General features: G+C 67.5%; 26 protein-coding genes. 7 read left to right on the top strand and 19 right to left on the bottom strand.

What is annotated here, in order from left to right; genetic code table 11:
- Positions 1-23: 23 nt before the first annotated feature.
- The 3 genes from MJ607_RS01180 to MJ607_RS01170 are packed head-to-tail and all read left to right on the top strand — an operon-like array spanning position 24 to position 4,029.
- Positions 24-2,729 carry a heavy metal translocating P-type ATPase gene (locus tag MJ607_RS01180; protein ID WP_243073716.1) on the top strand — a complete coding sequence of 902 codons (2,706 nt, stop codon included), beginning with the start codon at positions 24-26 and terminating at the stop codon, positions 2,727-2,729.
- Between the two features lie 44 nt (positions 2,730-2,773).
- Positions 2,774-3,340 carry an RNA polymerase sigma factor gene (locus tag MJ607_RS01175; protein ID WP_243073715.1) on the top strand — a complete coding sequence of 189 codons (567 nt, stop codon included), beginning with the start codon at positions 2,774-2,776 and terminating at the stop codon, positions 3,338-3,340.
- A complete protein-coding gene (locus MJ607_RS01170; protein WP_243073714.1) occupies positions 3,337-4,029 on the top strand; it encodes a hypothetical protein in 693 nt (230 codons plus the stop codon). The genes MJ607_RS01175 and MJ607_RS01170 overlap by 4 nt, the downstream gene beginning before the upstream one ends.
- 24 nt (positions 4,030-4,053) lie before the next feature.
- Here MJ607_RS01170 and MJ607_RS01165 read toward each other — a convergent pair whose 3' ends face one another.
- From MJ607_RS01165 to MJ607_RS01155, 3 genes are all read right to left on the bottom strand, one after another.
- Positions 4,054-4,578, bottom strand: a complete 525-nt coding sequence (locus MJ607_RS01165) for an SRPBCC family protein (RefSeq protein WP_243073713.1) — start codon at positions 4,576-4,578, stop codon at positions 4,054-4,056.
- Positions 4,579-5,075: 497 nt separating this feature from the next.
- Positions 5,076-5,738 carry a hypothetical protein gene (locus tag MJ607_RS01160; RefSeq protein ID WP_243073712.1) on the bottom strand — a complete coding sequence of 221 codons (663 nt, stop codon included), beginning with the start codon at positions 5,736-5,738 and terminating at the stop codon, positions 5,076-5,078.
- Positions 5,735-6,070, bottom strand: coding sequence for a PadR family transcriptional regulator (locus tag MJ607_RS01155; RefSeq protein ID WP_243073711.1), 336 nt, complete (start codon positions 6,068-6,070; stop codon positions 5,735-5,737). Before MJ607_RS01155 ends, MJ607_RS01160 begins: the two co-directional genes overlap by 4 nt.
- 87 nt (positions 6,071-6,157) lie before the next feature.
- Between MJ607_RS01155 and MJ607_RS01150 the strand changes: the two genes are divergently transcribed.
- Positions 6,158-6,721, top strand: coding sequence for a hypothetical protein (locus MJ607_RS01150; RefSeq protein WP_243073710.1), 564 nt, complete (start codon positions 6,158-6,160; stop codon positions 6,719-6,721).
- A 58-nt stretch (positions 6,722-6,779) separates the two neighbouring features.
- Here MJ607_RS01150 and MJ607_RS01145 read toward each other — a convergent pair whose 3' ends face one another.
- The gene (locus MJ607_RS01145) at positions 6,780-7,091 is read right to left on the bottom strand and encodes a thioredoxin family protein (protein WP_243073709.1); all 312 of its coding nucleotides are present in this window, start codon (positions 7,089-7,091) and stop codon (positions 6,780-6,782) included.
- 102 nt (positions 7,092-7,193) lie between these two features.
- Here MJ607_RS01145 and MJ607_RS01140 point away from each other — a divergent pair, with 102 nt between their 5' ends.
- Positions 7,194-7,658 carry a YdeI/OmpD-associated family protein gene (locus tag MJ607_RS01140; protein WP_243073708.1) on the top strand — a complete coding sequence of 155 codons (465 nt, stop codon included), beginning with the start codon at positions 7,194-7,196 and terminating at the stop codon, positions 7,656-7,658.
- A 6-nt stretch (positions 7,659-7,664) separates the two neighbouring features.
- Entirely contained in the window at positions 7,665-8,168 is a 504-nt protein-coding gene (locus MJ607_RS01135) for a hypothetical protein (RefSeq protein WP_243073707.1), read from the top strand.
- A 65-nt stretch (positions 8,169-8,233) separates the two neighbouring features.
- Here MJ607_RS01135 and MJ607_RS20305 read toward each other — a convergent pair whose 3' ends face one another.
- From MJ607_RS20305 to MJ607_RS01125, 3 genes are all read right to left on the bottom strand, one after another.
- Complete coding sequence (locus MJ607_RS20305) at positions 8,234-8,437, bottom strand: DUF2188 domain-containing protein (protein ID WP_374238013.1); 204 nt, start codon at positions 8,435-8,437, stop codon at positions 8,234-8,236.
- 104 nt (positions 8,438-8,541) lie between these two features.
- Positions 8,542-9,051 carry a hypothetical protein gene (locus MJ607_RS01130; RefSeq protein ID WP_243073706.1) on the bottom strand — a complete coding sequence of 170 codons (510 nt, stop codon included), beginning with the start codon at positions 9,049-9,051 and terminating at the stop codon, positions 8,542-8,544.
- 72 nt (positions 9,052-9,123) lie between these two features.
- On the bottom strand, positions 9,124-9,573 hold the full coding sequence (locus MJ607_RS01125; RefSeq protein ID WP_243073705.1) for a single-stranded DNA-binding protein: 450 nt from the start codon (positions 9,571-9,573) through the stop codon (positions 9,124-9,126).
- Between the two features lie 31 nt (positions 9,574-9,604).
- Between MJ607_RS01125 and MJ607_RS01120 the strand changes: the two genes are divergently transcribed.
- Positions 9,605-10,042 carry a hypothetical protein gene (locus tag MJ607_RS01120; RefSeq protein WP_243073704.1) on the top strand — a complete coding sequence of 146 codons (438 nt, stop codon included), beginning with the start codon at positions 9,605-9,607 and terminating at the stop codon, positions 10,040-10,042.
- Here MJ607_RS01120 and MJ607_RS01115 read toward each other — a convergent pair.
- The 12 genes from MJ607_RS01115 to MJ607_RS01060 form a co-directional block, all read right to left on the bottom strand.
- Complete coding sequence (locus MJ607_RS01115) at positions 9,999-11,816, bottom strand: TraM recognition domain-containing protein (protein WP_243073703.1); 1,818 nt, start codon at positions 11,814-11,816, stop codon at positions 9,999-10,001. The genes MJ607_RS01120 and MJ607_RS01115 overlap by 44 nt on opposite strands.
- A 34-nt stretch (positions 11,817-11,850) precedes the next feature.
- Complete coding sequence (gene dprA / locus MJ607_RS01110) at positions 11,851-12,849, bottom strand: DNA-processing protein DprA (protein ID WP_243073702.1); 999 nt, start codon at positions 12,847-12,849, stop codon at positions 11,851-11,853.
- Between the two features lie 44 nt (positions 12,850-12,893).
- Entirely contained in the window at positions 12,894-14,375 is a 1,482-nt protein-coding gene (locus tag MJ607_RS01105) for an ATP-binding protein (RefSeq protein ID WP_243073701.1), read from the bottom strand.
- Positions 14,372-15,079: a hypothetical protein gene (locus MJ607_RS01100; RefSeq protein ID WP_243073700.1), complete on the bottom strand. Its 708-nt coding sequence runs from the start codon at positions 15,077-15,079 to the stop codon at positions 14,372-14,374. Before MJ607_RS01100 ends, MJ607_RS01105 begins: the two co-directional genes overlap by 4 nt.
- Positions 15,080-15,162: 83 nt before the next feature.
- Entirely contained in the window at positions 15,163-16,626 is a 1,464-nt protein-coding gene (locus tag MJ607_RS01095; RefSeq protein ID WP_243073699.1) for an SCO6880 family protein, read from the bottom strand.
- Positions 16,623-17,930, bottom strand: a complete 1,308-nt coding sequence (locus MJ607_RS01090) for a type IV secretion system protein (RefSeq protein WP_243073698.1) — start codon at positions 17,928-17,930, stop codon at positions 16,623-16,625. Before MJ607_RS01090 ends, MJ607_RS01095 begins: the two co-directional genes overlap by 4 nt.
- A 28-nt stretch (positions 17,931-17,958) precedes the next feature.
- Entirely contained in the window at positions 17,959-18,228 is a 270-nt protein-coding gene (locus MJ607_RS01085; protein ID WP_243073697.1) for a DUF6112 family protein, read from the bottom strand.
- Between the two features lie 73 nt (positions 18,229-18,301).
- On the bottom strand, positions 18,302-18,574 hold the full coding sequence (locus tag MJ607_RS01080; RefSeq protein WP_243073696.1) for a DUF6112 family protein: 273 nt from the start codon (positions 18,572-18,574) through the stop codon (positions 18,302-18,304).
- On the bottom strand, positions 18,571-19,734 hold the full coding sequence (locus MJ607_RS01075; protein ID WP_243073695.1) for a M23 family metallopeptidase: 1,164 nt from the start codon (positions 19,732-19,734) through the stop codon (positions 18,571-18,573). The genes MJ607_RS01080 and MJ607_RS01075 overlap by 4 nt, the downstream gene beginning before the upstream one ends.
- Before the next feature lie 4 nt (positions 19,735-19,738).
- Positions 19,739-20,392 carry a hypothetical protein gene (locus MJ607_RS01070; protein ID WP_243073694.1) on the bottom strand — a complete coding sequence of 218 codons (654 nt, stop codon included), beginning with the start codon at positions 20,390-20,392 and terminating at the stop codon, positions 19,739-19,741.
- A 71-nt stretch (positions 20,393-20,463) separates the two neighbouring features.
- The gene (locus MJ607_RS01065; RefSeq protein ID WP_243073693.1) at positions 20,464-21,519 is read right to left on the bottom strand and encodes a ParB N-terminal domain-containing protein; all 1,056 of its coding nucleotides are present in this window, start codon (positions 21,517-21,519) and stop codon (positions 20,464-20,466) included.
- On the bottom strand, positions 21,516-22,337 hold the full coding sequence (locus tag MJ607_RS01060) for a hypothetical protein (RefSeq protein ID WP_243073692.1): 822 nt from the start codon (positions 22,335-22,337) through the stop codon (positions 21,516-21,518). Before MJ607_RS01060 ends, MJ607_RS01065 begins: the two co-directional genes overlap by 4 nt.
- Positions 22,338-22,798: the final 461 nt, after the last annotated feature.

Genomic DNA, 22,798 nt, shown 5'->3' with positions numbered 1-22,798 from the left:
GAAATCGAGATGGAAGGAACACCATGACAGCGCCCACCAGTACCGTCGTCCTCGAGGTATCAGGCATCCTCCGCGCCTCCTCGAAGAGCGTCGTCGAGACGCGCCTGTCCCGGCAGCCCGGCGTGCTCGCCGTCGACGCGAACCCCGTATCGCAGACGGCGAACGTCACCTACGACCCGACCACCACATCCGTCGACCAGCTGCGGCGCTGGATCATCGACTGCGGCTACCACTGCGCCGGCCAATCCGTTCCCGATCACATCTGCGACCCGGACGCCGAACCGCGCCCCGTCGCCGCCAGTGATCACAGTCATCACCACATGAGTCACCAGGCTGCTCAAGACAGCGTCGGCGGTCACCCTGCACACCACACGCCAGGAACGACCACGCCTTCCACCCCCGCGTCTCAGCCTGAGGCTCACGCGTCACACGGGGCAGGTGTCCACGATGGCCCCGCGCAGGCGCCCACCTCCCACCAGCCCACCAGTCACACATCGGAGTCGGAGCACATGGGGCACGCCGCGGCCGCGGCCGCGGCCGCGCACTCGCACACGGTTGACGAGCAGCCCGCCACGGATCCACATGCGCTCCACCAGGCGGCGGATGCCTCCCTGGATCACCGGGCCCGGACGCACGAGGCCCACGCGCCTGCCGCTGGAAGTCACGTTCACGAGACTGCGCCACGCACCGCCCAGGACGTGATGGGGCACGGTGGCCACCACGCCGGAATGTCGATGCGCGACATGACCCGCGACATGCGGAACCGCTTCCTGGTCGCCGCGGTGCTGTCGGTGCCGATCACCCTGTGGTCTCCGATCGGCCGCGAGGTGTTCGGTTTCACGGTCCCGGCGCCGTTCGGGCTGAGCGACGCGATGTTCTCGCTGATCCTCTCGCTGCCGGTGATCTTCTACTCGGCGTGGATTTTCTTCGACGGCGCCTGGCGGGCCCTGCGCGCCCGGACGCTGGACATGATGGTGCTCGTCGCCGTTGGTGTCGGCACGGGCTGGCTGTACAGCGTCTACGTCACCCTGACCGGTGGCGGCGAGGTCTTCTACGAGGCCGCCAGCGTGCTCGCCACCTTCGTGCTGCTCGGCCACTGGGTCGAGATGCGCGCCCGCGGCGGCGCCAACGACGCGATCCGCACGCTGCTCGAGCTGGCGCCGGCGCGGGCGGTGGTCATCCGGAACGGCGAGGAGGTCGAGGTCCCCACCGCCGACATCGTGCCGGGCGATGTGATGCTCGTCCGCCCCGGTGCCAAGATCCCCACCGACGGTGTGGTCGAGTCCGGCGAATCCGAAGTCGACGAGTCCATGGTCACCGGGGAATCGATGCCGGTCACCAAGAGCACGGGATCCGACGTCATCGGAGCAACCGTGAACACCGTGGGCACCCTCCGTGTTCGCGCGACGAGGGTCGGCGCCGACACCGCCCTCGCGCAGATCGTGCAGCTCGTGCAAGAGGCCCAGAACTCGAAGGCGCCCGGACAGCGACTGGCCGATCGGGCCGCGTTCTGGCTCGTGCTCGTCGCGCTCGTCGGCGGCACGCTGACGTTCGTCGGCTGGCTGCTCGCAGGCGCCGACGTTCCCACCGCGATGCTTTTCGCGATCACCGTGGTCGTCATCACCTGCCCCGACGCCCTCGGCCTGGCGACCCCCACGGCCATCATGGTCGGCACGGGTCTGGGCGCAAAGCGAGGCGTGCTGTTCAAGAACGCCGGCAGCATTGAAGCCGCCGCGAAGGTCAACACCGTCGTGTTCGACAAGACCGGCACCTTGACCAAGGGCGAACCGGAGGTCACCGACTACCTTCCGCTCGGCAGCGACGACATCCAGCTCCTGTCACTGATCACTGCCGCCGAACGCGAGTCCGAGCATCCCCTCGCTCGCGCGATCGTGTCCTACGCCGACGAACGCAACATACCCCGCCTGACCGCAACCGCGTTCCGCAACGTCACCGGGCAGGGTGCCACCGCCACCGTCGGCGGCCACCAGATCGTGCTCGGCAACGCCCGACTGATGGCCGCCGAAGGCATCGATATCACCCCGGTCCGGGCAGCGCAGCAAGAGCTCGCCGGGAGCGGCCGCACGGCGATCCTGTTCGCCGTCGACGGGAACATCGCCGGCACCATCGCCCTCGCCGACGCGCCACGGGAAACCGCCAAAGCCGCCATCGACGCCCTGCACGAGCAGGACGTCGAGGTCGCGATGCTCACAGGTGACAACGAACCCACCGCCCGTCGCATCGCCGCGCTCCTGGGTATCGACACTGTCATCGCGGAGGTGCTCCCGGAGGACAAGAGCGCCAAGATCGCTGAACTTCAAAAGGACGGCAAGGTGGTCGCGATGGTGGGAGACGGCGTCAACGACGCGCCCGCCCTCGCCCAGGCCGACCTGGGAGTCGCGATCGGCGCTGGTACCGACGTCGCCATCGAGACGGCGGACGTGGTGCTGATGCGATCGGACCCGATGGACGTCGCCGTCGCGATCCGGATCGGACGGGGCACGTTGCGGAAGATGCGGCAGAACCTCGGCTGGGCGATCGGCTACAACGCGATCGCGCTTCCCATCGCCGCCGGCCTGTTCTACCCGGCGTTCGGAATCATGCTCTCGCCGGAGATCGCCGCGATCAGCATGTCGGGATCCAGCGTGATCGTCGCCGTCAACGCGCTGCTGCTCAAGCGCCTCCGCCTGCCGGCTCAGCCCTCGCCGGCGCTCGTGCCGAGCAGCTGACGGAATACAGGGAACCGAACGGCCTCTGCTGGACACTACAGAGTATGACCACTGTGGAGGTCACCGATGCGGAGCGCTGGCGCAGCGCCCTGCAGGGGAACGGCGACGCTTTGGGCGAGTTGTTCGACCTCCATCACTCCCGCGTGTACCGCCACAGCCTCCGGCTGGTCCCGAACCCGGTCGACGCAGAGGACGTGGCCGCTGTCGTGTGGCTGGAAGCGTGGCGACACCGCGACCGGATCCGCTTCGTAGACGGGTCGATGCTGCCGTGGCTGCTGGTCGTCGCAACCAACGCGTCGCTGAACCTCACGCGCAGCGCGCGACGTCACCGCGCGCTTCTGCGACGACTGCCCCCGCCAGCGCCTCAGCCCGACCATGCCGACGCCCTCGACGCCGGCCCGGCACAAGCGGCGCTCGCGCAGCTGTCCCGCCCCCACCGCGAGGTGGTCGCGCTCTGCGTCCTCAACGGGCTCAGCGAAGCACAGGCCGCGCAAGCGCTCGGAGTTCCTCCGGGAACCGTGAAGTCCCGCCTCTCCAGAGCAAACCGAGCACTGCGCGTCAAGTATCAGGAACTCGCGTCGCAGTCATCAGCAGGAGGAGTAACGCCATGACCGACCAGCCTGACCCAGAGCGCACCGCAGCACTCCGCACGCTGCTCGTCGAGACCGCCACCAGAGCACCGGCCCAACGGCGCGATGACTCTGTCGTCGGCAAGCGCGCTGCCCTCGCCGTCGCCGCCCTCAGCGTCGGCGCCGTCGTGCTCGTCGTCGCACTCCAAAGCGCACCCGGAGGCACTCAGGACGCCGTTCCCACACCGACCGAGCCCGCCGGAGATTCGGTAACCGGTCCATCCACCGGCATGGGATCACGAGTGAAGCTATACACGTCGCTGCAGGAGTTGATCGCCGACAGCGGCGCCGTCGTGTCGGGAGTGGTGACCGCAGAGCAGATGGGTGAAGACGGTGCCACCGTCTTCACCCTCGACGTGGAGCGATCATTCACACCCGAAGTCCTCGGATCGACGTCACCCGAGCCCGCTGTTCCGGTGGCTGAGGGGACTGTCGTCCACGTGCGCACGTTCGGCGGGATGACATCCTCGGTCCCGTCAGCGACACTGCAGGTCGGCGACCGCTACCTCCTCTTCCTCACGCCGACCGGTCTGAATGGCGCCGCCGCCGACGAGTTCTTCATCACCGGGATGGTCGCCGGCATCTACTTCTCCGCCGACGACCACTACGCGCGAATGGTGGACGACGGTGATGACCTTCCCGCAGAACTTCGCGACAGCGACCTCGAATAGTGGACCTTCCGGGCGCCACACGGATCAGCGGGCTCGACCCGCGGCGTCGAGTTCGGGCCGGAAGTGCGCCGCGGCAGCGTCTCTCATCTGCCTGACGCACCAGCGCGCATACATCCTCCCGCCGAGCAGGCCGAGCACGCGGTTCGGCGCCGCGTCATAGCGGATCCATACCGTCAACTGCGTCCCGCTCGCGGCGGGTTCGATCCGGAACCCCATCGCATAGGCGCCGATCACGATGAGCCGCTGGCTGACGGTCTGCCAGGCCTTGGATGTCGGCGGGGTCCGCTCCACCACAACCTGGTCGAGCGCGAGCTTCAGGCCGAAGGCCGTGCCCGTCATCCGAATGTGCGAGCCGACTTCACGGCCACCTCCCGCGTCCAGCTCCAGGGCCATCTCACCACCGCCCATCATGGGGGAGCGGCCGGCCCCCATGTGCACGGCGATGGATCGGTGATCGTCGAGAAATGTGAACACCTCTTCCGCGGTCGCGGTCAGGCGTGCCGATGCCTCCTCGGAGTACCGGTACTGGCGCTTCGTATCGCTGCTCATGGTCCCTCCTCGGTAGTCAGGCGTCGTTGCAAGCGACATCTCTGAAACGTCGCGGACTGGCCTCATCCACACAGTTGCACGCGCCGCGAATGTCACAAAGGCCCAAGGTCCCGTCGCAGGATGAGTTGGCCTGGTCGAGACGTCCGCCACGCGGGGGGTCGAAGGTCCCAACGCTCCTACCCGCGCGCGACGTTGACTAAGAAGCAGAACGAAGACTAGTGAGGAGGCGCGTCATGATGGGGAACTACGGGTTCGGCGGATGGTGGATGCTGATCCCAGGGCTTCTGATTCCGCTGCTGATCGTCGGTGGGCTTGTCGTCGTGAGTGCTGTTGCTGCGACCGACTGGAAGACCGCAACGAGGCGTGGGCGAACCCAACGGCCCCGTGGACCCGGCCCGGCAGGTGCTGGAACAGCGCCTCGCCCGCGGCGAGATCACCCCTGACGAGTTCCGCGACCTGATGGGAACCCTGGAGGGGAGCCGTCACACGTACGCCCCTTAGGCCCCTGCGGATACAAGGTCTCTGCGAGCGACTCGCTGTGTGATCGCCAGCCGCGTCAGACTGAGTAGGACCGCGCAGATCAATGCAAGGCTGGGAGACCAGCCCGAAACCGCAACGACGGTGGTGAGCGCGGAGCCGAGCAGAAGAGCATCGCCGGCCACCGCGCAAGCGCACGCAGCTGCCGCGAGACGTGACGGATGCCGCTGGGCCCACGGCGGTCTCAGTCGACCGGGTCCGGTCGCCAGAAGCGTCGCAACGCAGATGGTGATGGACGCGAGGATGAACAGTCCAAGGGGTGGGATCTTCACGAGGAGCTCGGTCGGCGGTCTGCCGGGGGCGAGGGCGGTGAGCCAGACCAATCCGATGAACGGTCCCGAGGCGAGCAGCGCGAGAGCGGTGTGACGGGCATGCACCGCGGAGAGAGTCGTGGTGAATGCGCCGGCGATCACGGAAGCGGGTCCGCTGTCGCGGACCGCTCGGATTGCGGCTTCATCGGGAGGGAGGCCCTGCAGGCGGTAGTCGCTGATCGCGTCGTCGAGGCCATCGCCCAGTTCGGCCACCGCGGCTCGGCGACCGCGCAGCCACCGCGGAATTCCGGCCTCGATCGCAGCGAGGTATTCCTTCGCCGGTTCCGGGCGCCGGTCTGCGCGGCTGGTCATGTCGCACCCTGCGCTCTCGGCCGCATGAGCGTGTTGACGGCGTCCGAGAACCGATCCCAGACCGTCCGCTGGTCCGTCAATGCGCGCCGCCCGGCTGGGGTGATCTCGTATGTCCGGCGTCGGCGACCGGACACGACCGACCAACCGGAGCGCACGAGCCCAGCCGCTTCGAGCCGTCGCAGCGCCGGATACACCGTCCCAGTCGGCAGATCGAAATGTCCCGAACTGCCCTCGCGAAGGGCCTCGATGACGGCGTAGCCGTGAAGCGGGCCGTCCTCGAGCGTCGCCAGCAATAGTCCGTCGAGATGGCCCTTCAGCGCTTCCGCACTCATAGGTAGTAATACTACGCCTGAGGCTTGTTCTTAGTCTTGGCGATACGTAGTATTGCTACGCATAGTGAGGTCACGGAGGCGTGCGCGATGATCGACATCCTCGGGATCGAGGTTCCCGATGCCGGAGCTCTGTTCTTCGTGGCATTGGCGCTGCACATCGCCGCAGGCTTGACCGCCGTCGTCGCCGGCGCGGCGGTGATGCTCATGCGGAAAGGCACGCGACGGCATCGACGCGTCGGCTGGACCTACCTCACCGCCCTCTCCGTGATCTTTGTCACGATGGTCGTCATGGTTGTCATCCGATGGCCGCTCAACCTCCACCTCCTGGCGCTGGGAACGGTCTCGCTGACCGCTGCGTCACTTGGCGTGCTGAACCGCCGTCGCCGATGGTCGGACGCGTGGCACATCGTCGCGATGGGCTCGTCGTACATCGCTATGCTCACCGCGTTCTACGTCGACAACGGACCCCAGCTGCCCATCTGGGAGCTGCTGCCGGCCTGGGCGTTCTGGGTGCTGCCCACCGCCGTCGGGGCACCGCTCATCTGGTTTGCAATCCGCCGGCGCGCGGGTGGCGCCGCCTCTGGCGGTGCGTCGGAGCGGTCTGCCGAGCAGAGTTCTCCGCAGCAGGCGTCGCACCCCCCTCAGCACTGACTCATCATGCCCTTGCTGCTAAAGCGACCGGCCGCAGGGGGACCGTTCAACCGCGGTGTCAAGGCACATGAGGGGCGAGTGCCTCGATGATTTGGCTCGTTGTGGGCAGCCCGGCCAGTCCCACTGGGGTCGGATAAACCCGGCATGCCAGGGCCGAACTCTGGTCACCGCTGGGAAAGAGATCCTTGCCGTCGAGCAGGATCGTGGGCGATCCGGCAAACGGAACCCGCGCGGCATCCTCAACGGCTGTCAGCAGTCGGAAAGTGACCTCAACGTCATCGAGTCCGGTCGCGTCCAAGGCTTCACGGATGCGGTTGCCTGCCTCGACCCAGTTCGGGCAGTCGCCGATGTGGAGGACTTCGACTTTCACACATCAATTCTCCCCTGATCACTTGCAAGGGGAGTCGGATCTCTACGGCGCCCGCCGTTGTGCCCAGCGCGGAGGCGAGTGGATGGTGGCAGGCTTATTCTCGTGCCTGAGCAGCGGAGGTTCCACACCACGATTGCGGTGGATCGGCAGGGTCGAACACGCGTGCCGATTCCGTTCGATCCGGACGAGGCATGGGGCCGCAAGTCGCGCCATCCCGTGGCCGGGTCAGTGGCGGGCAGACCCATGCGCGGCGTCATCGAGAAGCGGGAGGAGGGGCCGGTCATCGCCCTCGGACCAGCCTGGTGCCGTGTCCCACTGGGTGACGGTGCGCAGGTGGACGTCGTGCTCGAGCCGGAGGGACCGCAGCGCGCCGACCTCGCCGCGGATGTCGCGGCGGCGCTCGATGCTGCTCCGGATGCGGCCGACTTCTTCGATTCGCTCGCGCAGTTCTACCGCACGGCCTGGCTCCGATGGATCGACTCAACGAAGCGCCGACCGGAGCAGCGCCCGATCCGGATCGCAGAGATGATTCGCCAGTTCCAACAAGGACACAAAGAACGTCGCTGACGTATTGTGAGTGACTTCTTCGGGATTGAGATCCCCGATGCAGGTGCCATCTTCCTCGGCATGGTCGCGGTGCACATCGCCGCCGGAGTGACGGCGGTCGTCGCGGGCGCGACCGTGATGCTCACGCGCAAAGGCACCCGACGGCATCGCCGTGTCGGATGGACGTATCTGCTCGCCCTCGCGGTGATCTTCGTCACCATGGTCGTCATGGTGGCCATCCGCTGGCCACTCAACCTTCACCTGCTGGCGCTCGGGACCCTGTCGGTGACGGCCGCGTCGCTTGGCGTGCTGAACCGTCGCCGGAAATGGGCCGACTCGTGGCACATCATCGCCATCGGTACGTCCTACATCGCGATGCTCACCGCGTTCTACGGCGACAATGGACCACAGTTGCCGATCTGGAGCCTGCTGCCCGGCTGGGCATTCTGGGTGCTGCCCACCATCGTCGGGGCACCCATCATCTGGTGGGCCGTTCACCGACGTGCCCGTCGCGGACTCCCACGCGCTTGAACACCGCTCCCGTCAGCGGAGGCGGGGCGTAGCATTCGATCGGTTGTGAAACCCTAGGCCACCGGCTACCCTGAGCCGGCGACCGTTTCGGTGGTGATTTGACCGTCTGCGTCCGGGATGACGATCTCCCCACCGCCGGCTCCACGGAGCAGGCTGCGAGCCGCGGCGACCGCGGCATCCCGGGTCTCATACGCCGACACAACTTGGCGTACCTCGGACTTGACCGTCCAAAGTACACCGAGTCGATTGATCACTGCGTGTTGCGTCATCGTTCACGCTCCAGCTGGTTGAGCTGACCGTAGCGCCATCGTTCTGCCACGAGCAGATCCGCACGAAGGTGTTCGCCAAACGTTCACTCAACTGCAGTCCGGGGTCAGTTACCGTCCGCGACCGACGCATAGAAATCTTGCTCTGCTTGACGCCGGCGGTCCAAGTCACCGAGAACGAACATCACAAAGTCCTCGTCGCGATTCGAGATGACCTTGTCGTCGACACTCGACGCGGCGGGCTCTCCGGGCCAGGATGTCTGGCGGGTGGCACGATCCTTGTCGAGTCGTGTCCCGCACGTCGCTACCCAATCGTGGAGGCGCTGGCGGGCGTCAGCGAAATCGTGGTGCCAGCCGATCGGAGCGGATCCGTGTTGGTCGGGGTCGTAGGCGCAGAGCCAGTGCAGGTGGAGCGCGGACAGTTCCCAGACGAGTTCGGGGTGCCGGTGCCAGAACGGCGGGATCACGGATGCCGGCAGTCCGTAGGTGCGGCGCAGCCAGTTCACCCACTTGTTCAGCTCGATCCACTCTGTCTCGGCATCCTCCGCGGTGAGGAGGTTCCAGTTCACAGGCCGCGGAGGCTCCGACTTCGTGGGTCCGTCGTCGGAGTCGTCCATCGACGCGGCGCGAAAACCCGCTTCGGGTTCGTCGTGCCCGTGACTTGCGAAAGGGGACGTCATCGCTACGTGTCAGATGCCGAGCGCGCTTGCGACGGCGGTCCTGTGCTCGGACGCAGATACCCCGCGAGTCGGGGTCTCCCGCTCAGCCGCGACGGCTGACCGTCGGGATCGGTCGACCACGTAGTTCGTGCGGGCGAGGTCGTGTCCGAGCTTCTTGGCGACGAACTCCTCCGCTTCGACCACCTGGCCGTCGCGTTCGATCGGGAAGGTGCGGGTGTAACCCTCGGCGATGAAGCTGTCGCCTTTGGCGAAGCGAGTGAGTGCGCGTTCGGCGGTAGCTCGGTAGGAGACCATGTCGTGGAAGGTCGGCTCGAGCTCGGTGAACGTGCCGTCTTCGTTGCGGCGGAAGTGGGGCTGCCCGATGCGGAGGTAGAGGCGGGGTTCGCCATTCTCCAAGGTCGACAGCTGGGGCTCCGAGGCAATGAAGCCGGAGATGGACTGCTGGGTGTGGAGAGCCATTGGACTGTTCCTTGCGATCGGGGCGGACCGGGTGATCCGCTCTACCGAAGAGGTGCTCACGACGTTGCACGACGACCGCAGGACGTCGGTAGTCGGCCATATCCTCGTCCTCGGCCGGGGAAGGGGTCCGACCATCGGTACGTCCAAACGATACGAACAGCATTTCGATCGGCTGATGGACGACCGCATCCTCGCCCGCATCGCAGCTGAGCATCCGCTTCAGTCGTTGACGCCCCAGGAACGGCAGGCGGACACGTTGCCCGTCACTCGCGACCCTCAACCGAAGCCGTGCAACGCCTGGGTGAGATTCGGGCCGCACTCGATGCGGGTCGAGGGGACGGTCGTCGTCTGGAATGACGTGGCGTGCGGCGTATCCTTCCAGGTCGGCAACAAGGAGCACCGCTGCTGGGTGTGGGCGAACGCGGTCACTCCTCTGGATCGTCCTCCGCGGGCTCTGGATTCTCATTGAGCTCCGGATGCTGTCGCAGCAGCGTCTCGAGCGCAGATCTATCGGCGAGCAGCGCTCTCGCGTCGCGTCGCGATGTCCAGGTACGCAGTTGGGTGACGATTGGTGGGGCCGCGCGAAGCATCACCAAGCCCGTACCGAACGGGAGGGTGCGGATGACGTCGGGCGGCATGATCGCCACCCGACGGACCGACCGTTGTGACGATCGTGTCCCGCGGTCGCCAACGGTCACGGAATCGGTGGCTTCGTCACGGTCGCCAATGAGGGTCGCCAGGTCTTGGAGGTCGCGGGAGTTCGATGCGCCGCCGAGGATGACTTTGACGATCGACGCATCCCAGATCGCGCCGGCGGCGTTGTCGCTCCACTTGGAGCGCGCCTGGGTGAGGGACTGGAGCACCGGCATTGTGGTGATCCCCGTACCTCCGCCCTCAGCCATCAGGGTTGGCAGGGAGGGGAGGGGCGCGAGGTTGCCGATTTCGTCGAGGGCGAGCAGCAGGGGCGGGTCGAGTCGGGCGCCGGGATTGCGTGCGGCGATTCGGCGTGCTGACTCGACGACGTCTTCCACGAATGCCGCGACGAGCGCGGCGGAGTTGTTGGCGCCGGCGCCGGTGGCGAGGAGGTACAGGGTCCCGTTGCTTCTGAGGAACGACTCGGGGTCGAACGACTCGCCGGGTGCGGGGGAGACCGCGGCGAGGACACGCGGGTCGGCGAGTGCGGCGAGCGCGAGCGAGACGCCTTGCCAGATGGAGTCGCGGGTTCTGGGGTCGGATTCGAGCATCGCTTGCAGTGAGTCAGCCCACCCGCTCGCTGCGCGGGGGTCATTGATGAGGATCGCGACGGCGTCGGATGCTGCGGCCGGGTCGAGTGTCCAGCGGAAGAGCTCGCCGGGTGGCCGGTCTGCGAGTGCGGCCGCGTGCAGCAGCGACTGCAGCGCGGTGCGGGTCTTGGCCTCCCAGAAGCCGCCGGATTCGACCCCGCCGGCGGCGAGACCAGTGCCGACGGCGAGGCCTGCGGCGCGGATCATCGCGGTGAGGGGGTTCTCGCAGCCGCGGATCGGCGACCATCGGAGGCCGGCCGGTACGCCTTCGGCCAGTTGTTGCGGGTCGAAGACGGCCACCGGACCGAGCCGCTCGCGTGCCCGGAGTGTCGCGGTGAGGTTGTCGGGGCGCGTGGAGGTGGTGACTACGGCCCCGGGCGCATCAAGGATCGCGTTGATGACGATGTGCGCGCCCTTCCCGGATCGGGGTGGGCCGATGACCAGGATCGAGTCCTCGACGCTTGCCCAGACGGCAGATGCCCGCGCGTGCCCGATCAGATAGCCCACATCGGTGGGCTTGGCATTGGTGAGCGACGGCCGCAGGTGTGCGGCCCGCTTCATGAGCGCGCTCCGTGACGCGGCGTGAGCGACGTCGTGGCGGCCGGCGATTCCCTCGATGCGATGCGGGTTGGTCGCGGTCGGGCGATGGTTGCCGCGAACCAGCCGCCACACGAGGAGGGCGAGACCGGCGACGACGCCCATCGCCAGGGCGGCACAGAACCAATAGGCGACCGGGTTCAGGCCTGGGGCTTGCAGTGCGGAGGCGGGGTCGGCGGGGTTGAGCAGCACTCCGAGCCCGGCGCCGATCCCCGCAGGGGGTTGGGTTACGCCGGTGAGCCACGCCGCCGCTGACCCGGCTGCGCGGAGAATCACGGCGAGCGAAGCTCCGGCGATGAGGATTCCGAGGCCGAGGTTCGTCAGTTCGTCACCGAAGGCGCTCGACGGCTTGGGTGTGCTCATGACGGGCCGCCAGCGATTGTCGTGTGCGCGTTCATCAGAGGCTGATGTCTGGCTCGAGCCGCAGCGGGCGACGCGCGGATGTCGCGACGTTGAACGGCCGGTCTGGGCCGGTGGTGTTGGTCGAGTCGAGCAGGTCGATCGCGTCTCTCGTGTCGGTCACGATCGTGGCTATGCCCTCCTGGAGTAGCCGGTGGCAGCCGGCGCTGGCTGGGCTGGTGATGGGACCGGGTACTGCGCCGATCGGTCTCCCCAAAGCGTGGGCCTGGCCGGCGACGTTGAGCGATCCGGAGCGGTAGCCTGCTTCAACCACGACGGTGGCGCCGGTGAGCGCGGCGAGGATCCGATTGCGTTGTAGGAAGCGCCAGCGTGTTGGCGACGAGCCGGGCGGCAGCTCGCTGACGAGCAGGCCGCCGGAGTCCTGGATCCGTTCGAACAGCTGCTGGTTGCCGACGGGGTAGGCGCGGTCCAGGCCGGTTGCGAGGACCGCCACTGTCGAGCCGGGGCGCGCCATCGTCGCGGCTCGATGCGCCGCGCCGTCGATGCCGTAAGCGCCGCCCGAGTAGATGATCCGTCCTTGGGAGGCGAGGTCGGCGGCGAGCTCCATCGTGATGTGCTCGCCGTAGCTGGTTGCGGCGCGGGCGCCGACCAGCGTGATCCGACTCGCCGTCGCACCTTCGAGTCGGCTCGGCTGTCCGCTGAGCCAGAGAGCGAGCGGGGCCCCCGAACCAAGCTGCTGCAGCTCGGCCGGCCACGCGAGGTCCTCGGTGGTCAACATCGTGAGCGCGCGGCGCTCCATCTCGTCTCGGATGCGGTCCACCTGGCCAGGGTCAAGGCGCGGCGCCAGCCTTCGTCGCCAGAGGCTTCCTTCCGCGGGGTCGATCGGCGCCGGCAGCGGGGAGTCTGATGTGACGAGCGCGAGAGTCTCGATGGCGCCGACGCGGGCGATGAGGGTTCCGGTGACGTTGTCGCCGGGTTCGGATGCGGCGGCCAGGCTGATGCGGGCGAGGCGGTCTTCGGAGAACGAGTGGGACATGGGGGGCTCCTTGTGTCGGGCAGGTGCGTCGGGTGCGCCTGCGGTTATGCCGCCGTCATTCGGGCGGTGGTGTCGAAGATGGCGAGCTCGTCGGGGTGCAGTTGGTGCTGGACGACGAAGCTGCGGTCCTTCACCCGCCACAGGCCTTGCCCGGTGCCGAGTGCCGGGAGGAGGTTCATCTCGGTGCGGGTCAGGCCGAGCGCGGCTGCAGTGGAGCCGAGCTGGTCTGGTTCCTGCCGGTAGACGATGCGGGTCTCGGCGTTGGCGAGGAGTGATGAGGCGAGCGCACGCATCGCGGAGCCGGAGTCTCCGACGTTGTCGAGGTCTGACAGTTTGTGGAAGACGAGCATGTTCGCGATTCCGAAGTGGCGTGCCAGGCGCCATTGGGCATCCATCCGGCGGAGCAGAGCGGGGTAGGCCATCAGACGCCAGGCTTCGTCGTAGATGACCCAGCGCTGCCCACCGGCGGGGTCGGCCAGCGCCGATTCCATCCATGCCGACGAACAGGTCATCAGGACGGAGACGAGCGTCGAGTTCTCAGCGACGCGTGAGAGGTCGAGGGACACCATCGGCAGAGCGGGGTCGAAACGAACGGTGGAGGGGCCGTCGAACAGGCCCGCCAGGTCGCCGGCGACGAGCCGGCGGAGCGCGTGTCCGACGAGGCGGCCGTCTTCTGCGAGTCGTCGCTCGCGGTCGTCGTGTCCGCTGGGGGACAGGATCCTTTCGACGACCATGGGCAGTATCGGTACCTCTGCGCTTCGGACGACGTCCGTGAGGGCGAGGTCGATCGCGGTGTGCTCCAGCGGGGTGAGTGACCGCTCGAGCACGGTCTCGGCGAGCGCGCCGATCAGGTCGCGACGGCGGGCGGCGACCTGAGCCGCCCATTCGGCGTCCGACACGGCTGACGCGCGATGGCCCTCGTCGAGCGGGTTCAGCCGGTTGCGGAGTCCGTGGCCGAGGATGATGGCGCGGCCCCCGACGGCCTCCGCGACGGCGGTGTGTTCGCCTTTTGGATCGCCGGGGACGTAGACGCGGCGGCCGAAGGGGAGCGAGCGGGTGTAGAGGGACTTGGCGAGGGAGGACTTGCCGGATCCCACGATGCCCGCCAGTACGACGTTGGGAGCCGTGATGAGGCCGCGCTGATAGAGCACCCACGGGTCGTAGACAAACGAGCCGCCGGAGTAGAGGTCCTGTCCGACGAAGACGCCGGCGGAACCCAATCCTGCCTCGGCGAGGAAGGGGTAGTGGCCGGCCAGCGTGGCGGACGTGTCCTGATGCTTGGGAAGCCGGAGTCGGCCCGGTGTGCGCAGAGCAGCCGGACCCGCCTCACCTGCGGCGGGCAGGTACGCCGCTGCGCGGGCTTCGGCGCGCTCCGCGACCCATTGCTCCTTCGCCTCACGGGCGTGCGTCTTGCGCGCGTCGGCTTCGATCCGGGCCGCGGCGCGTTCGCGGCCGCGGCGGTGGTGGCGACGTTCGCCATGGGGGTTGATCAGCGTGCTGGCGTGAAGCTGCTCCTCGTCTCTCACAGTGCGACGCTCCTCACAACGGAGCGATTGCTGTCCCGTCTCGGGGAGATCCACGTGGGAACCGCCGACAAATGTGTAGGCGTCGCCGAGATGTCGATCGCCGGGGAGTCGACGTCGTCCGGGCCGCGAGCGAAGCGACGCAGGAGAGAGACGTATCCGAGCGTCTGGTTGTAGATGAGTGCGTACCCTGAGGTCGGGTCCTGCGCCGTGCGGTCGGTTGAGCTGGCGGGGATCCCTTCGTAGACGTATCCGTTGACGAGAGCGGACTCGGTGGTTTCGTCGCCATAGTCCCAGCGTGCAAGGTGGCGAATCGCTGCCTGCGTTTCGGACCGCTCGAGGAGGTCGAGCGTGTGGACTGCATCGGCGCCCTGCAAGAAGACGACGTTCAGCCATCGCTCGGTCCTTTCCGTCGGCATCCACGCGATGTGTCCCGAGTTTTGTGATGCGAGGTCGGTCGCGCTCTCGGCGGCGTCGAGGAGCTCACGAGCGCGCACAAGCGCCCATGCCGCGCCGTCCGCGTCCTGTGCGCCGATCGAGGCGTCGCCGTCGTCCGTGCGAGCGCGGCCTCGGTGCTGCATATGCGCGTGGGCGAGCTGATCGGTGACCTGCACGAGCGATCGGAGGGAGCCGAGGAGTTCCCCGATCAGAGGGTAGAGGTCGGCAGGGTCGTCGAGGGCGATGGTCGCCTGGGCAAGATGCCTCATCTCATTCGACGCCGTGGCGGCAACATGACGAGGCGATTCGTCAGCGCTCATGGCTTGCTCCAATCACTCGTAGGGATGTCGACTCACGTGGGCCGACAGAGGGGGAGTGCGGCAGCCCCGAATGCTTGCGCCTGCTGGCCGACGAGCCGACGTGTCTCGCAGGAGGCTTGGATCGCGGCCTGTTCGACGGTCGCGACAGCTACGTCGAGTTCCGCTTGTGTGGGGGCGGAGATGCTGATCAGCCCGATCGTGCGAAGGACGCCGTGGCCGGCCGTGAGGTCGGCCTCCTGCTGTAGCGCGTCTTCGTACTCGGCGGTGGCAGCAGCATCCTCGATCTGCCCGATGCGACGACGCTGGTGGGCGTCGCTGATCAGCTCCGTCTTCTTGCGGCGTATGTCTCGCGCGGCGTGATCGGATCTCACCGGAATGTAGTGCAGTGACATTGTGCGCAGCACACCGTTGGAGAGCACGAGTGGGGAAAGGAATCCGGGGAAGACCTGCGATCGCGGCCATTCGCTGATCCACAGCACGACATGATGCGCGCTGTCGCTGCGCAACCCATCCCAGGTCTCCGTAACGGCGACCGGTCCGGCGTCGGCAAGCGCCGTTCCGATGGAAGGATGCCGCTCGAGACCAAGACTCGCCGCGGGGTCATACGCCGACCTCAGAACTGTGGCGAGCTCGGCCGGACCGTGCCAGTCGCCTACGGCGAGGTCAGCCGCTCGAAGCGCGGACACGATGGCGGCCATCTCCTGTCGGAGCACGCTCGCCGATCCGCGCATTCCTCCACCGCCCGCTCGGATCTGTCGTCCGGCGGCATGCAGATCCAGGGCGATGCTGACCGTGGTGGCGTGTCGCTCACCGGCGGGACCTGCGCGCGCGATCAGCTCCCGATAGGTCGCGGCGGCCCAACTGCCGTCGTCGACGCCGTGGTGATCCCACCACTCGTCGAGTCCTGTGCCTGAGTCGAGGAGGGTTCGTTCGCAAACCTGCACTCGTGAGATGCGGCCAGATCGACAGGCTCCCGCGAGCACGCGGCCCCATCCCGCGACGCGGCGGTGCTGCTCCGCGGGATCGAGCAGCACGAACGCGGGATGGGAGATCCCGAGAACCGCCGTCAGTGTCTGCGCATGAGGGTCATGGATCATCACGGCACCCGACTCGACGTCGACCCACTCGCGGAGGCGTGCCGCATCTCCGGGGAGTGCCAGAGTACCGGCGGGGCGTGGACGCTCGATCCGCTTGCGGTAGGTGAGCTGTCCGGACAACACGCGCCGTGACCACTGGAGGAGCACGGGCGTCCACTCGACGATCTTCCGGCCACCGACGCCGACGCTCGCGACAAGGATCGTCGAGAGCCAGATCGGCGCTGTCCACGCGACGGCTTCAGCCCCGGACGAATAGAGCGCGACGACGATCGTCAGGAGCCCGATCGAAACGGCGATGAGCTGCGGAAGAGAGAGGCCGAGCAGAATGCCGCGACGCGTGAGTCGCGAGAACTGCACGGGCACCGGCTGGAAGGCCGAGCTCGATTCCGGTCGAGTCATGGTCGTGTCTCTCCCTGTCGTGGCGGGACCCGCAACGGCGGCCGCGGTGCGGAGCTGTGATGTCCGGGAGTCGCTACGCCCACAGATGCCTCACGCACGCGGCCGACCGCGCGCGGGCTGGACGACGCAGAGCCGCCGGTGGACTGGGTCTGAGCATCCGCTGCCCCGGCGATGGCGCCACCGGCCTTCGGTCCCGCTGTCGCGGCGCCGTGAACCACAGCGGCGCCGGCCGCAATCCCGGCTCCCACTGCACCTGCTGATGAAGCTCCTGTCGCAGCAGTACCGCCACCACCAGTCGCTGCACCGGTTGAGGTGCCCGCCCCGCGCTGTCCGGTCGCACCGAGGATCTTCGCCGCATTACCGGCCATCGGTCCTGTGGGCACCGGGACTGGTCGGTTGAGCGAGGACTTGGCCTCCTGCTCGCTCGACATCGCGTGGTACATGTCGAAGCCGACGAAGCTGAGGAACTTGTAGGTGATGTATGGCGCGAAAGCAGCGATGAACATCAGCACGATTCCGGCGATGGGGTCGCTGATCGAGGCGAGGTCGGCGTCGATGGGCGCCGCGACTTGGGCCACCGCGACCAGGAAGATGACGACGAGCACAAGCTTGGACAGGATCAGCGCGACGACGAATGCTGTCCACTTGCCGAGCCATCCCTTTGTCGCATCCCACGCCGAGCCGGCCAGCGCGATCGGGCCGAACACGATCGCGACGAGCAGGAGCGCTTTGCGAATGAGGAGTGAGAACCAGACGATCGCGGCGGCGCTGATCGCCAGTCCGGCCAGAAAGATCGTGACGATCGCACCCACGCCGGGCGTAGTGATGTTGATCGTGGCAAGGCCCGCGACGAGCAGCGCGATCCGGTCCCCGATGCCGGCCATCGTGTTTCCGGTCGCCTGAACGATGCCGATCGCGAGCTGGTCTGTAATCTCGAGCAGCAGGGCGGTGAGTGAGATCACGACGAAGGATCCGAGGATCGACTTGCCCAGTCCCAGTGCCGCTCGCGAGAGAGCGCCGGGGTCGCGTCGCACGAGCCCCGTGATGAGCTGGAAGCAGAAGAAGACGAGCGTGACGAAGACGGCGACACCGAACAGCACGTTGAACACGTCGACGTACCCCGGCGCCCTGACGTCGACCAGCGTCGTGCTGTCGAAGGCGCTCCACACCGCCTCGAACAGCCAGGCGGCGGCCGAGCCCATCGCGTAGGCGAGCCAGTCGAACGGTGCGGCGATGAGCGTTGCCGTGCCCTCCCCGACGGCATCGCACACGGTGGCGATGACCGGCACCTCGCACACGCTCATGGGGTGGCCTGGGATTTCGTGTCGCCGGTCAGACGGTCTGGCCGACGCCCCAGAAGAAGTTGATCAGCGTGACCGCGGCGCCGCAGATGATCGCAGCCCCGCAGGAGACGAGAACTCCGAGCTTGCCCCGTGACGCGAGGTGCGGGTTCGAAGAGTTCGCGCCGAAGCCCCAGACGATCGCGGAGACGATCAAGGCAAGAACGCTGAGAATTAGTCCGATCGTCATGACCGCGCCGACGATGACGCGGAGCTGCTCGATGCCAGGAAGACCTGTGGCGTTCGGGTCGATGTCGATCACGGGATGCTCCTCGTTCGCCGGAATGGTTCGAAGGGAAGGAGCGCCAGGGCTCCCTGGCCCCCTGCCCACCGGACTAGAGGTCTGCGCCGATGCCGAGGAGGAAGTTCACGAAAGCGACGCCGGCACCCGCGAGTGCGGCTGTACCGCAGGCCAGCCAGACGCCGAGTCGCGCCCGCGCTGCGGTCTGGTAGTGCCCGTTGCCTGCGGCCAGGGCCCAGGTGGTGGCGCAGACGATGAGCATGAGGACGGAAGTGATGAGCGCGAACATCATCAGCGCGCCCACGATGTCACGAAGCTGGTCGGCGCCCCCGACGGCGCCGAAGTCAGGGAAAACGTTGGTGCTCATGATGCGGTCGCGATGCAGTCGGCCGGTACGAGTGCCCCGCCCTCGAGTCCCGCTGCCTCGTGCTCCGCCAGCCATTCGATGGCGTTCACAGGTGGGTGCGAGGGCCCGCCCGGATGGATCTCGAGGTGCAGGTGGGTGCCGGACGATCGACCGGAGGATCCGACGTCGCCGATGTGCTGTCCGGCTGTCACGGTGCTACCCGCCGCGACGTGGATGCCGGCATCCCACATATGCGCGTAGTAGGAAGCGACACGCTCGCCGTCGACCGTGTGCTCGATGATGATCAGGTTGCCGTAGCCGCCCCGAGGGCCCGCGAAGGTGACGACGCCGTCGGCGACCGCAAGGATTGGGGTCCCACCCGCAGCTGCGAGGTCGCTGCCCTCGTGAAACTTCTGCTTGCCCGTGAAGGGATCGGTGCGCCAGCCGAAGCTCGAGGTGTCCGTGTAGGTGCCGGCCGGGAGTGGGAACACGATTCGCGTCGTCTCGGGGACTCGGACGTCACCGTTGCCGCTCGATCTCGGCGGCGACGAGGTGAGGGCGTTGAGGATGGCCTCGGCGACGGGCTGGTAGCTCTGGTACCGGTCGGGGTACGCGCTGACTTCGACCGATTGCGCGGCGACACCCGGGTCGAGCGACTGCCAGCCGGCGACATCCAAGAGTCCTCGGGGTGAGCCGGCATTCGGCCCGGTCGGACCGCCGTAGAACGCTTGTGCTTGGTAGGACGCGCCCATCAGTTCCCCAACGGAGCCCCAGCCCGCCTCCGGTCGCATCTGAAACAGGCCGAGGGAGTCGTGATCCGAACCGTCGCCGTCATTGGGGTAACTTGCCGACTCCGGGTAGGCGGTCGTGTTCGACAGCATCCGAAGTGTCGACTCAGTCAGAGCCGCCATCAGGGCAATGAGCACTCCCGGTCGGCCGACGCCGACCGTTTGGGCGCCCACCGTGATGAGAGTGGCTGCGTGTGCGAGCTGCGGCCTGTGGAGAGTGATCGCGTGGCCGTCGCGCGTTCGAGCGGTCAATGATTCGGGGATCGGGCCGACGAGAAGGCTGCTGACGGAGCACGATGCGACGGCCGGGCTGAGCAGGGTCGCGACAGTGATCAGCCCGACCGAGGGGATTGTCAGGACGAGGACAAGCAGAATGCCGAGCAGCTTCGCCATCGCGTCACTCGAGTGGCTCGTTCAGTCGCGAAAGGCGGAGCAGCCGACAATCCTGTTCCCTCGGGCAGGCGATGAAGACTGTGAGAGCGACGTCGCTGGAGGTGGCGATCGGCTCGCCGTCCCAGATGCCGTCGCGATGCCGCACGCCGGTGATCGTGTATGCAGTCGCACCGGGTGGGAGCTGACCGGGTGCTGCCTGCGCCACGGCCGTCGCCCATGTCGCGGGAACGTTTGCGGAGTCGATCGCGAGCCATTGACGCGTCCCGTAGGCCTTGAGCTGCTCCCATTGCTCGATCGTCGGCGAGTAGCCGCGGATGTCCGATGCGAGTCCCGCGGCCTCCTCCGGGTCTCCGACATCGATGAGCGGCTGTGCCCACTCCGAGGGTCCGGCGGAACCGCGCGTGTCCCATCGGAACAACGCGATCGCTGCTGCGCGCCCGAACACCTCTGAGTCCGCCGACGCTGTCAGTGGCCGTGGGTGGGCGACGGGTGAAGTAGGAGGCGCGACTGTCGCGCTGACCGTGGGCGCCGGTCGCGATTGAGTGGATGCTGGGCCGCGAAGAAGCCCGTACACGCCGACGACGATCAGCAGGACGAGGATGCCGGCACCCGCGAGCACTGTCGCGATGAGGATCCGACGGCGGCGCTGAGCGTGCATTGGGGTATCCCGTCGAGTCGAGTTCGGAGGAGTCGACGGAGAGGTGCGCGCTGGCTGCCTCAGCGCCGGATTCAGCTGGCGCGTTGCGAGGTCGCCGAGCTGTCGCCGCGCAGCTCGCGGACTCGATCGGCGAAACTCAGACTGCCCTCGAGTGTTGCCTCGAAGCGGCTCCACTCGTCTTGCGTGAGCCCGCTCGCGATGACCGACGGATCGAACCGCTCCCACCAGTTCGCGAGGTCGTCCCATGTGTAAACGAAGCGCTTGAGCTCAGCGGATGACATCCTCTGAGGCGGAGTCGTCGAAGGATTCGCCGCCTTGGATCGGGCCAGAGCCCTGACGGCGACCTGCTTCGGGTCCTCACCCCAGGACGGCTCCTCGCCTGCTCGGATCCTCGCCGCGGCCTCGACGGCGGCGCTCCGATCCTCCGCAGACTTGTTGACCGACTCGGCAACTGCGTCGAGTTCCGTCAGCACTTGGTCGCCGCTCACCCTGCGGAAGGCGGGGAGAACCGGGGCACCCTTTTCCACCGCGTCGAGTTCGGCCCGTGCATGGTGGCGGACTTCAGCCGAAAGTGACTCATCCGCGGCGATGTCCTGCAGTCGGCCGATGCGCTCGAGTGTCGTAAACGACCGCCGCCCAGTGACGAGAAGCGCGGCCTGGGTTCGGGTGTCTCCGTCGTTCCGCTTCGACGGTGCCGTTACTGTAACGGCGCCGTCCGAGCCGCCCCCGGTGGCTACGGCACCGAAGCGCGATGCGAGCTGTCGGCGCGCAGCATCCTCCGCGAGAAGCGTCTTGCACTCGCGATACAGCGTGGCGGCCTCGGTAGGTGAGAGCGGCTTGTGCAGCGCGTTCTCGTCCTGCTCGGCGAGCACTTGCGTGAGACGGTCTGAGATGCCGGCACGCACCCACACGCTGACCTTCCGGACCCCGAGTTGCCGCAGCGCGGCGAGTCGACGCGCACCGCAGACGAGGACGCCTTCGGGCGTGACCGTGATGGGCTGCAGCAAGCCTTGGTGCTCAATCGATGCAGCCAGCGCGTCGATGTCGCCAAGGTCAGCGCGGTGCCTGGATCCGACGCGGATGGAGTCGACGGACCGCTCGAGCTCGATGTGGCCTTGCTGCTTCATGGTCGTTGGAAGGGCACGTTCTCAAGGAGGGCTCTTAGGAGACGATCGTCGTGGAGCAACGACTCGAGCGACTCGCCGACGAGGAGTCGGAGGAGGATGCCGCGTCCCGCGGCCGTGTGCTCCTGGGCGGGGTCGGGGCATCCCAGCAGGACACTGAGCATCGCCCGCCACGCTGTCTGGGGGAGGTCGAGGAGGGCTCGAGCGGCGTGATCGCGGCGAAGCTGTTCGAAGGCGGCTGGTCGGGAGGGCGCGTCGGCAAGCCGGGAGCACACGTACTCGACTCCTGACCGAGCGGTGTCGGCCGGCCAACCGACTAGTGCGAACAGGGCGATCGAGTCCTCCACCGCGGATTCGACGGCTGCGGATTGTTCCGATGCTTCGGGGTCCGGGGGTTGGACGCGGAACGCGGGGTGATAGTCGACCAGTGCGTTCTCGCGGTCGCTGAATCGCTCGGCGTCGTGGAAGACGGAGTAGCGAGGCCTCCGCGCTTGATGGACCGAACAGAGGAGACCGCGCGCTCGCTCCTCAGCGATGCATGTGACCTGCACGGCGCGGGTCACGATCGCCCATGGGTCGTCGGCGCGGCGGACCGAGGCTGCCCGCATCGCTTCGAACGTTGCCGTCGCGGCCTCCCACGGATCCATTCCGTGCTTGCGTGCGAGTGCCGCGAACCGCTTTGCCGCGTAGCTCATCAGGTCGGCGACCTCCCGATCCGATTGCCATGCCGCGGACTCGGTAGTGCTCATGCGGTCGAGCAGATCGCGAAGACCTTCCGAGTCTTTGAACGTGATCCCTCTGGCGCGGCTCGCTTCGGACATCGTGACACCTCCTGGTTGGTAGGTGCGCGGGTCGTCCTCGGCCGTGGCGGCGGACGCGATTCTCGGGTTCGCAGGCACCTCCGATCAACTCCGTCCGAGCGCGTCGTGACTGGCCCGCGCTCGGCTCCGCCCGAATACATCGAGCGGAGGCAACGCGGAGCGGCGATCCCTGATGGCTTGGCGGGTCGCGTCGACGGGATGCCGCAGGCGGCGAGCGAGCTCGGCCTCGAAGTCGATCCCGCGTCCCGCAATACGCCCGGTTCCCGAGCTGATGAGGTCTGAGACGCGGACCCACGTCACGCCATGCTCGGGAGCGAGGTTCGCTCGGAGCACGCGCTCGGAGGCGGCGCGCTGGACGTGCGCGCGGTGCGCGGCGTGGCCCTCATCTACCAACTCGGGGGCCTCGCCCTCCGTCATGGGCCTGAGAGCCCCCTCCTCCCGGCTCTGTGGTGTCTCGTACA

This window comes from Microbacterium sp. SS28, from assembly GCF_022761035.1.
In the GTDB taxonomy this organism is placed as follows: domain Bacteria; phylum Actinomycetota; class Actinomycetes; order Actinomycetales; family Microbacteriaceae; genus Microbacterium.
This window is presented reverse-complemented; position numbering and strand designations above follow the sequence as displayed.

What these genes read in the sequence shown, in the direction of transcription:
- dprA (WP_243073702.1), bottom strand. Translation starts at nt 12,849, where the DNA reads ATGTCCCACTCGTTCTCCGAAGACCGCCTCGCCCGCATCAGCCTGGCC.
- MJ607_RS01075 (WP_243073695.1), bottom strand. Translation starts at nt 19,734, where the DNA reads ATGGCGAAGCTGCTCGGCATTCTGCTTGTCCTCGTCCTGACAATCCCC.
- MJ607_RS01175 (WP_243073715.1), top strand. Translation starts at nt 2,774, where the DNA reads ATGACCACTGTGGAGGTCACCGATGCGGAGCGCTGGCGCAGCGCCCTG.
- MJ607_RS01170 (WP_243073714.1), top strand. Translation starts at nt 3,337, where the DNA reads ATGACCGACCAGCCTGACCCAGAGCGCACCGCAGCACTCCGCACGCTG.
- MJ607_RS01155 (WP_243073711.1), bottom strand. Translation starts at nt 6,070, where the DNA reads ATGAGTGCGGAAGCGCTGAAGGGCCATCTCGACGGACTATTGCTGGCG.
- MJ607_RS01060 (WP_243073692.1), bottom strand. Translation starts at nt 22,337, where the DNA reads ATGTCCGAAGCGAGCCGCGCCAGAGGGATCACGTTCAAAGACTCGGAA.
- MJ607_RS01150 (WP_243073710.1), top strand. Translation starts at nt 6,158, where the DNA reads ATGATCGACATCCTCGGGATCGAGGTTCCCGATGCCGGAGCTCTGTTC.
- MJ607_RS01095 (WP_243073699.1), bottom strand. Translation starts at nt 16,626, where the DNA reads ATGACTCGACCGGAATCGAGCTCGGCCTTCCAGCCGGTGCCCGTGCAG.
- MJ607_RS01130 (WP_243073706.1), bottom strand. Translation starts at nt 9,051, where the DNA reads ATGGACGACTCCGACGACGGACCCACGAAGTCGGAGCCTCCGCGGCCT.
- MJ607_RS01070 (WP_243073694.1), bottom strand. Translation starts at nt 20,392, where the DNA reads ATGCACGCTCAGCGCCGCCGTCGGATCCTCATCGCGACAGTGCTCGCG.
- MJ607_RS01180 (WP_243073716.1), top strand. Translation starts at nt 24, where the DNA reads ATGACAGCGCCCACCAGTACCGTCGTCCTCGAGGTATCAGGCATCCTC.
- MJ607_RS20305 (WP_374238013.1), bottom strand. Translation starts at nt 8,437, where the DNA reads ATGACGCAACACGCAGTGATCAATCGACTCGGTGTACTTTGGACGGTC.
- MJ607_RS01080 (WP_243073696.1), bottom strand. Translation starts at nt 18,574, where the DNA reads ATGAGCACCAACGTTTTCCCTGACTTCGGCGCCGTCGGGGGCGCCGAC.
- MJ607_RS01100 (WP_243073700.1), bottom strand. Translation starts at nt 15,079, where the DNA reads ATGAGGCATCTTGCCCAGGCGACCATCGCCCTCGACGACCCTGCCGAC.
- MJ607_RS01165 (WP_243073713.1), bottom strand. Translation starts at nt 4,578, where the DNA reads ATGAGCAGCGATACGAAGCGCCAGTACCGGTACTCCGAGGAGGCATCG.
- MJ607_RS01065 (WP_243073693.1), bottom strand. Translation starts at nt 21,519, where the DNA reads ATGAAGCAGCAAGGCCACATCGAGCTCGAGCGGTCCGTCGACTCCATC.
- MJ607_RS01125 (WP_243073705.1), bottom strand. Translation starts at nt 9,573, where the DNA reads ATGGCTCTCCACACCCAGCAGTCCATCTCCGGCTTCATTGCCTCGGAG.
- MJ607_RS01160 (WP_243073712.1), bottom strand. Translation starts at nt 5,738, where the DNA reads ATGACCAGCCGCGCAGACCGGCGCCCGGAACCGGCGAAGGAATACCTC.
- MJ607_RS01090 (WP_243073698.1), bottom strand. Translation starts at nt 17,930, where the DNA reads ATGAGCGTGTGCGAGGTGCCGGTCATCGCCACCGTGTGCGATGCCGTC.
- MJ607_RS01115 (WP_243073703.1), bottom strand. Translation starts at nt 11,816, where the DNA reads ATGAGCACACCCAAGCCGTCGAGCGCCTTCGGTGACGAACTGACGAAC.